4 protein-coding genes are annotated in these 6888 nt (G+C 68.0%); all 4 read right to left on the reverse strand.

The genetic code is table 11. The features are described 5' to 3' along the window. Positions 1-2513: exo 1,3/1,4-beta-D-glucan glucohydrolase (locus CYU89_RS03665; RefSeq protein WP_296278868.1), on the reverse strand; the 2513-nt coding region annotated here is incomplete at its 3' end. A gap of 5 nt (positions 2514-2518) precedes the next feature. Then, a complete protein-coding gene (locus CYU89_RS03670) occupies positions 2519-3934 on the reverse strand; it encodes a sugar porter family MFS transporter (protein ID WP_296278869.1) in 1416 nt (471 codons plus the stop codon). Between the two features lie 90 nt (positions 3935-4024). Further along, entirely contained in the window at positions 4025-5359 is a 1335-nt protein-coding gene (gene xylA / locus CYU89_RS03675; RefSeq protein WP_296278870.1) for a xylose isomerase, read from the reverse strand. Between the two features lie 43 nt (positions 5360-5402). After that, the coding region (xylB, locus tag CYU89_RS03680) for a xylulokinase (RefSeq protein ID WP_296278871.1) at positions 5403-6888 on the reverse strand (1486 nt) is incomplete at its 5' end.

The following is a 6888-nucleotide window of genomic DNA, read 5'->3' on the forward strand; positions in this document are numbered from 1 at the left end:
CCCAGCGCCACGCGCGATACCGAGATCGTCATCGTCCCGGCGCTACCGACAGACCACGGACGATCCAGCTTGGCGACATCGGCACCTGCCTTGGCCAGGCATTTCAGCGGCACGCCGACGCGCGTCCACTGGCCCACCGGCAACGTCGCCAGCGTCGGCGCCAGCGCCACGCGCGCGGTACATCCGGTGCCGCAGCCGACCGACAGCCAGGCCTCGCCGCTGGGCGCCGCATCCACGCGCAACGTGGTCAACAGCATCACGTCGCCGTTGCTTTCGCGCTGCAGGTCCAGCGCCGTGTGCGACTGCAACGCCGCGACCGCCTCGCCCTTGCCCGACCAGGCCAGACGGCGCGCGTCCTCCTGTGCCTGATGATCCACGCCGGTGACCTTCAGCCGCTCGCCGTCGAGCGCCTCCGGCACCTTGGTGACCGTCACGCCCTGCCCGTCCGCGCCTTCGAGCCGCAACGCCATGCCGGAACCGGCCTCGCCGCGCGCGAAGAACACGCCCGTCGCGCCTTCATCGCCGCTCACGCCGGAGTCTTCCGGCAACGCGGCCAGGTCGCCCTTGTCGGCGTAGGTCAGGCCGAAGCCGAACGCGAACAGCGGGTCGTAGCCGTCCTGTCCCACATTGTTGGCGTATTGCGTGGCCGTGCGCGGCCAGCTGAAGCTCAGCTTGCCCTTGAAGTCGTGCTGCACGCTGCCATCGGCCTTGCGCAGCAGAACGTCGGCGATGCCCGCGCCTTCCGAACCCGGCAGCCAGGCGGCCACGAACGCATCGGCGGCGTTGATCTCGCGGTTCATCCACAGCGGGCGCCCGCTCAGGAACACCGCCACCACCGGGATGCCCTCGGCCTTCAGCCGCTTGATCAGTTGCAGATCGCTGTCATCGCCGGGCTTGTACAACAGCGTCTGCAGGTCGCCCTGGAACTCCGCGTACGGATTCTCGCCGAACACGACCACCGCCACGTCGGGCTTCTGCGTGTACGTGCCGTCGACGGCGAGGATCGCCTCGCCTCCCGCCGCCTTCGCCTGCTGCGCGATGCCCTCGTAGATCGAGTCCGCGTTCGGGAAATCCTTGCGCGTGGTGCCCGTGCCCTGCCAGTTGAGCGTCCAGCCGCCGGCCTGCTTGCCGACATCGTTCGCGCCATCGCCGGCCACGAGGATGCGCTGCTTCGGCGCCAACGGCAGCACGCCGCCGGCGTTCTTCAGCAGCACCAGCGATTCGCGCACCGCCTGGCGTGCCACGGCGCGGTGCTCCGGGGCGCCGAGCAGGGCGAACTGGCCACCGACGGCGCGCGTCGACGGCTTGCCCGCCTCGAACAGGCCTAGGCGGACCTTCACCCGCAGGATGCGGCGCACCGCATCGTCCAGCCGTTCCTGGCTGATCGTACCGGCCTTCACCGCCGCCAGCGTGGTCTCGTAGAAGCCCTTCCAGCTATCGGAGGCCATCGCCATGTCCAGGCCGGCGTTGATCGTGGCCGGGCAGTCGGTGTTCGTGCAGCCCTTCACCTGGCCGTGGCCGTTCCAGTCGCCGACCACGAAGCCGCCGAACTGCATGCGGCCCTTCAGCGCGTCGGTCAGGTACGGCTTGTTGCCGTGCATCTTCTCGCCATTGACGCTGTTGAACGAGGCCATCACCGTCTGCGCGCCGGCCGCGATCGCCGGCGGATAGCCGGCGCCATGGATGCGCACCAGGTCGGCTTCGCTGATCTTCGTATCGCCCTGGTCCTTGCCGTTGGTGGTGCCGCCATCGCCGAGGAAGTGCTTCACCGAGGCGATCACGTGGCGGCCGTCGAGGAAGCCGGGCGTGCCGACCTTGCCCTGCAGGCCCTCGACCATCGCACCGGCGTAACTGGCCACGATCTCGGGCGATTCCGAATAACCTTCGTACGAACGGCCCCAGCGGTCGTCCTGCGGCACCGCCACGGTCGGCGCGAACGCCCACTCCATGCCGGTGGTGCGCGTCTCCAGCGCGGTGACCTCGCCGATCCGGCGCAGCAGATCCGGATTGCGCGTCGCGCCCAGGCCGATGTTGTGCGGGAACAGCGTGGCGCCGACGATGTTGCTCTGCCCGTGCACGGCATCGATGCCGAAGATCACCGGGATCGCCTTGCCGCCCTGCGAGGTATCCATCGACGCCTCGTAGAAGGCATCGGCCAGCGCGAGCCACTCGGCCGGCGAGGCGTCGTAGCGCCCGCCGGGGTCTGAATTGCCGCCGGCCAGGATCGAGCCGAGCCGGTACTTGCGCACGTCGTCCGGCGTGATGCTGGCGATATCGCCCTGCACCAGCTGGCCGACCTTCTCCTCCACCGTCATCGTGGCCATCAGGTCGGTGATGCGCTGCTCCAGCGCCGCGTCCTCGGCCAGCGGCCAGGCGACCTGCGGCCACGGAGTGGCATCGGCGGCGGTCGCGGGTGAGGCCGCCTTGTCGTCGCCCTTGCAGGCGACCAGCGCCAGCATCAGGGCGGTCAGCAGCGCACCACGACACCTCCGCATCGCACTTCGGTTCGTCATCGCGCTCATCCCTCCATCTGCTCCAGTTCACGTCCCTTGGTCTCGTGTACGTACTTGATCACGAAGAAGACCGAGATCGCCGCTGCGATCGTGTACAGACCGTAGGCGCCGGCCAGGCCGATACCGGTCAGCAACATCGGGAAGGTCCAGGTGATCAGGAAGTTGGCGCCCCACTGCGCAAGACCGGCCACGGCCAGGCCCGATCCGCGGATCTGGTTGGGGAACATCTCGCCCAGCATCACCCACATCACCGGGCCCCACGAGAGGTTGAAGAACACCACATAGGCATTGGCGGCCACGAGCGCCAACACGCCCATGTTGTCCGAGAGCTGGAGCTTGCCTGCCGCATCAAGGCTGCCGGTGGCGAACGCCATGGCGACCAGCCCCAGCGTCACGGCCATGCCGGCCGAACCGATCCACAGCAGCGGTTTGCGGCCGATGCGATCGACCAGCAATACGGTGACGATGCAGGCGCCGATGCTGAGCGCGCCGGACAATACGTTGATGGCCAGCGCATCGTTCTCGGAGAAGCCCACGGCCTGCCACAGCACCGCGCCGTAATAGAAGACCACGTTGATGCCGACCAGTTGCTGGAACGTCGCCAGGCCGATGCCGACCCAGACGATGGGGCGGATCTTGCCGGTCGCCTTGTTCTTCAGATCGGACAGCCGTGGCGCGTGATGATCAGACGCAAGCGAGGCATCGATCTCGGAGAGCTTGGTTGCGCCGGTCGCAGCGCCGTAGAGCCGCGTCAACACGCTCAGCGCATGTTGCTTCCGGCCCTTGGCCGCCAGATAGCGCGGACTCTCCGGGATGAACAGCAACGCGCCGAGGAACAATGCAGCCGGCAGGATCTCCACCCAGAACATCCAGCGCCACGCTTCAAAGCCCAGCCATAGCGGAGCCAACGATGAAGTGGCGAACTTGGCGAGGACATAGTTGCTCAGGAAGGCAGCAAACAGGCCCGAAATGATCGCGATCTGCTGCACCGTCGCCAGCCGGCCCCGATAGCGTGCCGGCGAGACCTCGCTGATGTACGCGGGCGACATGACACTCGCCGCGCCGACCGCGAATCCCCCGATGACCCGGTACACCACGAATTCGAGCGACGAGGTCGCGATGCCCGACCCCCAGGCCGAGATCAGGAAGAACACGGCCGACCACAGCAGCATGGTGCGACGTCCATATCGGTCTGCGAGCGTGCCCGCGAACCAGGCGCCTATCGCGCAGCCCAGCAGCATCGATGCGACGTTGAAGCCGGTCACGGCCGCATCGGAGCCGAACGCGGCCTTCAGCCCGTCGACGGTGCCGTTGATGACCCCGCTGTCGAAGCCGAACAGGAACCCGCCGATCGTCGCCACCAGACTGATGAGGATGATGAAGCGGGTGTTCTCACCGGTGCGCAGTGCTGCATGTTCCATCGAAGGTTCCCCTGGTCTTTGATCCAAGCCGGAGTGCCGGCGGAGATCTCCGCCAGGCACCCTCGACTCCATCCCGTTCCTGCTGGATCGTCAGCGCAACAGGTACTGGTTGAGCAGGTTCTCGTAACGCTCCTGCTTGCCGCTGGTCTGCTTCGGTTCGCCCTGCGTCGCGGCCAACGCCGCCAGGTCGGCCAGACCGAGCTGGCCGGTCTCGAAGTCCTTGCCCTTGCCGCTGTCGAAGCTGGCGTAGCGCTCCTTGCGCCACTGTTCCCACGGCGACTCGGTCAGCAGCGCGTGCGCCACTTCCAGGCCGCGCGCGAACGCGTCCATGCCGCCGATGTGGGCGATGAACAGGTCTTCCAGGTCGGTCGATTCGCGGCGCACCTTGGCATCGAAGTTCAACCCGCCCTCCAGCCCACCCTGGCGCAGCACCACCAGCATCGCCCCGACCGTGTCGTACAGGTCGGTCGGGAACTGGTCAGTGTCCCAGCCGTTCTGCGCATTGCCGCGGTTGGCGTCGATGCTGCCGAGCAGCCCGTGGTCGGAGGCCACCTGCAGGTCGTGCTCGAAGGTGTGGCCGGAGAGCGTGGCGTGGTTGGCTTCGATGTTGAGCTTGAAGTCCTTCTCCAGCCCGTGCTCCTTCAGGAAGCCGGCCACGGTGGCGCTGTCGAAGTCGTACTGGTGCTTCATCGGCTCCATCGGCTTGGGCTCGATCAGGAAGTTGCCCTTCAGGCCGATGCTGCGGCCGTAGTCGCGGGCCATGGTCAGGAAGCGGGCGAAGTGCGCCACTTCGCGCTTCATGTCGGTGTTGACCAGCGAGGCATAGCCCTCGCGGCCGCCCCAGAACACGTAGTGCTCGCCACCCAGTTCGACGGTGGCCTCCAGCGCGGCCTTCACCTGTACCGCGGCGCGTGCGACGACGGCGAAGTCGGGATTGGTCGACGCACCATTCATGTAGCGAGGGTGCGAGAACAGGTTGGCCGTGCCCCACAGCAGCTTGATGCCGGTCGCGTCCTGGCGCGCCTTGGCCAGCCCGACCATGTGCTTGAGGTTCTTCTCGTACTGGCCGATGTCCTCGGCATCCGGGGCCAGGTCGATGTCGTGGAAGCACCAGTACGGCACGCCCAGCTTGGTGAAGAACTCGAACGCCGCATCGACCTTGGCTTCGGCCGTGGCCATCGGCGAGCCGGCTTCCCACGGGAAGTGGCGCGTGCCCGGGCCGAACGGATCATGGCCGGCGTTGCAGAAGGTGTGCCAGTAACAGACCGCGAAGCGCAGGTGCTCCTGCATCGTTTTGCCGCCGATGGTCTTGTTTGCGTCGTAGACCTTGAACGCGAGCGGGTTGTCCGAGCCGCGCCCTTCGAAGGGAATGCGGCCGATGCCGGGGAAGTATTCCTGGGCGCCGATGAAGGGCTGCGTGCTCATGGTGCGTGATCCTGTGGGTGTGCGAGATGTCGCGTGGGGGACGTCAGCCGCGTTGCAGCGGGGTGACGGCATCGAGGTACTGGAGGAAGCGGCGGTAGGCCGCCGCATAAGCCGGTGCGCGGGACGCATCGGGCCTGGTGGACAACGCGGGATCGACCGCCACGTGCGTGCGGGCGATGTCCGCGATGGAGGCCGCATCGCCCTCGGCACGGCCGAGGGCCCACAACGCCTGCAGGGCCGCACCGAACGCGGCGCCTTCGGCTTGTACCGGCACATCGACCGGCAGGCCGAACACATCGGCCACCAGTTGGCGCCAGGCCGCGCTGTTGCTGCCGCCGCCGGTCAGCACGATGCGCTCGAAGGCCATGCCGGCGCGCACGAAGGCATCGAAGCCGTACTTCAGGCTGTAGGTCGCCCCTTCCATCGCCGCGCGGTAGAGGTGCGCCGGGGTCATGTTGGTCGGGTCCATCCCGGCCAGCACGCCCTTGCCGCGGGGCAGGTCCGGCGTGCGCTCGCCGTTGAGGAAGGGCAGCATCACCAACCCGTCCGCGCCAGGCGGCGTGGCCTGCAGGTGGGCATCGCCTTCGCGCGTGCTGAAACCGAAGGTCTTGGCCACCTGTTCGGTGGCCACGGTGCAGTTCATCGTGCAGATCAGCGGCAACCAGCTGCCAGTGGAGGAACAGAACGCGGCCCAGGCACCGTCGGGATCGACGACCGGCACGTCCGAGTAGGCGAACAGCGTGCCCGAGGTGCCCAGGCTCATCGCCAGGCGGCCCTCCTCCACGCAGCCGGTGCCGATGGCCGCCATCATGTTGTCGCCGCCACCGACGGCGACCTTCGTCGTGGCCGGCACCCCCAGTCGCGTCGCCATGGCCGGGTCGATGTCGAACAGCGCCTCGGGCGGCGCGATCGGCGGCAGGCACGCGGCCAGATCACGATCCGCATCGGTCGCGTGCAGGAGCTCCTTCGACCACGCGCGCGTGCGCACATCGAGCCAGCCCGTGCCGGAGGCGTCGCCCCACTCGCAGAAGCGCTCGCCGGTGAGCACGAAGTTGAGGTAGTCGTGCGGCAGCAGGATCGTCGCCAACCGGGCGTAGGCCTCGGGGCGATGGGTCTTGGTCCACGGCAACTTGGAGGCGGTGTAGCCGGCGAGGATAGGATTGCCGGCCAGCGCAATCGTCGCCGTCGAACCACCGACCGCCTCCATGATCTGCGCGCACTCGCCCGTGGTGCTGGTGTCGCACCACAGCTTCGCCGGGGCGAGCACCTCACCGGCGGCATCCACCGGCACGAAACCGTGCTGCTGGCCCGAGACCGCCAGCGCGGAGATGCGCGCACGCACGGCGGGATCGATGCGGTCGAAGCACGTCTGCATCGCGGCGACCCACTCCGCGGCGTGCTGCTCGCGGCTGCCGTCGTCCCCACTGATCAGGTCGAGCGGCGCGCTGGCGCTGGCCACGATCGCCCGAGCCGCGGCGTCGTACACCACCACCTTCACGCTCTGCGTGCCTGCATCGATGCCCGCAACC

It is taken from the genome of Pseudoxanthomonas sp., assembly GCF_002863005.1.
GTDB lineage: Bacteria > Pseudomonadota > Gammaproteobacteria > Xanthomonadales > Xanthomonadaceae > Pseudoxanthomonas_A.

What these genes read in the sequence shown, in the direction of transcription:
- CYU89_RS03670 (WP_296278869.1), bottom strand. Translation starts at nt 3,934, where the DNA reads ATGGAACATGCAGCACTGCGCACCGGTGAGAACACCCGCTTCATCATC.
- xylA (WP_296278870.1), bottom strand. Translation starts at nt 5,359, where the DNA reads ATGAGCACGCAGCCCTTCATCGGCGCCCAGGAATACTTCCCCGGCATC.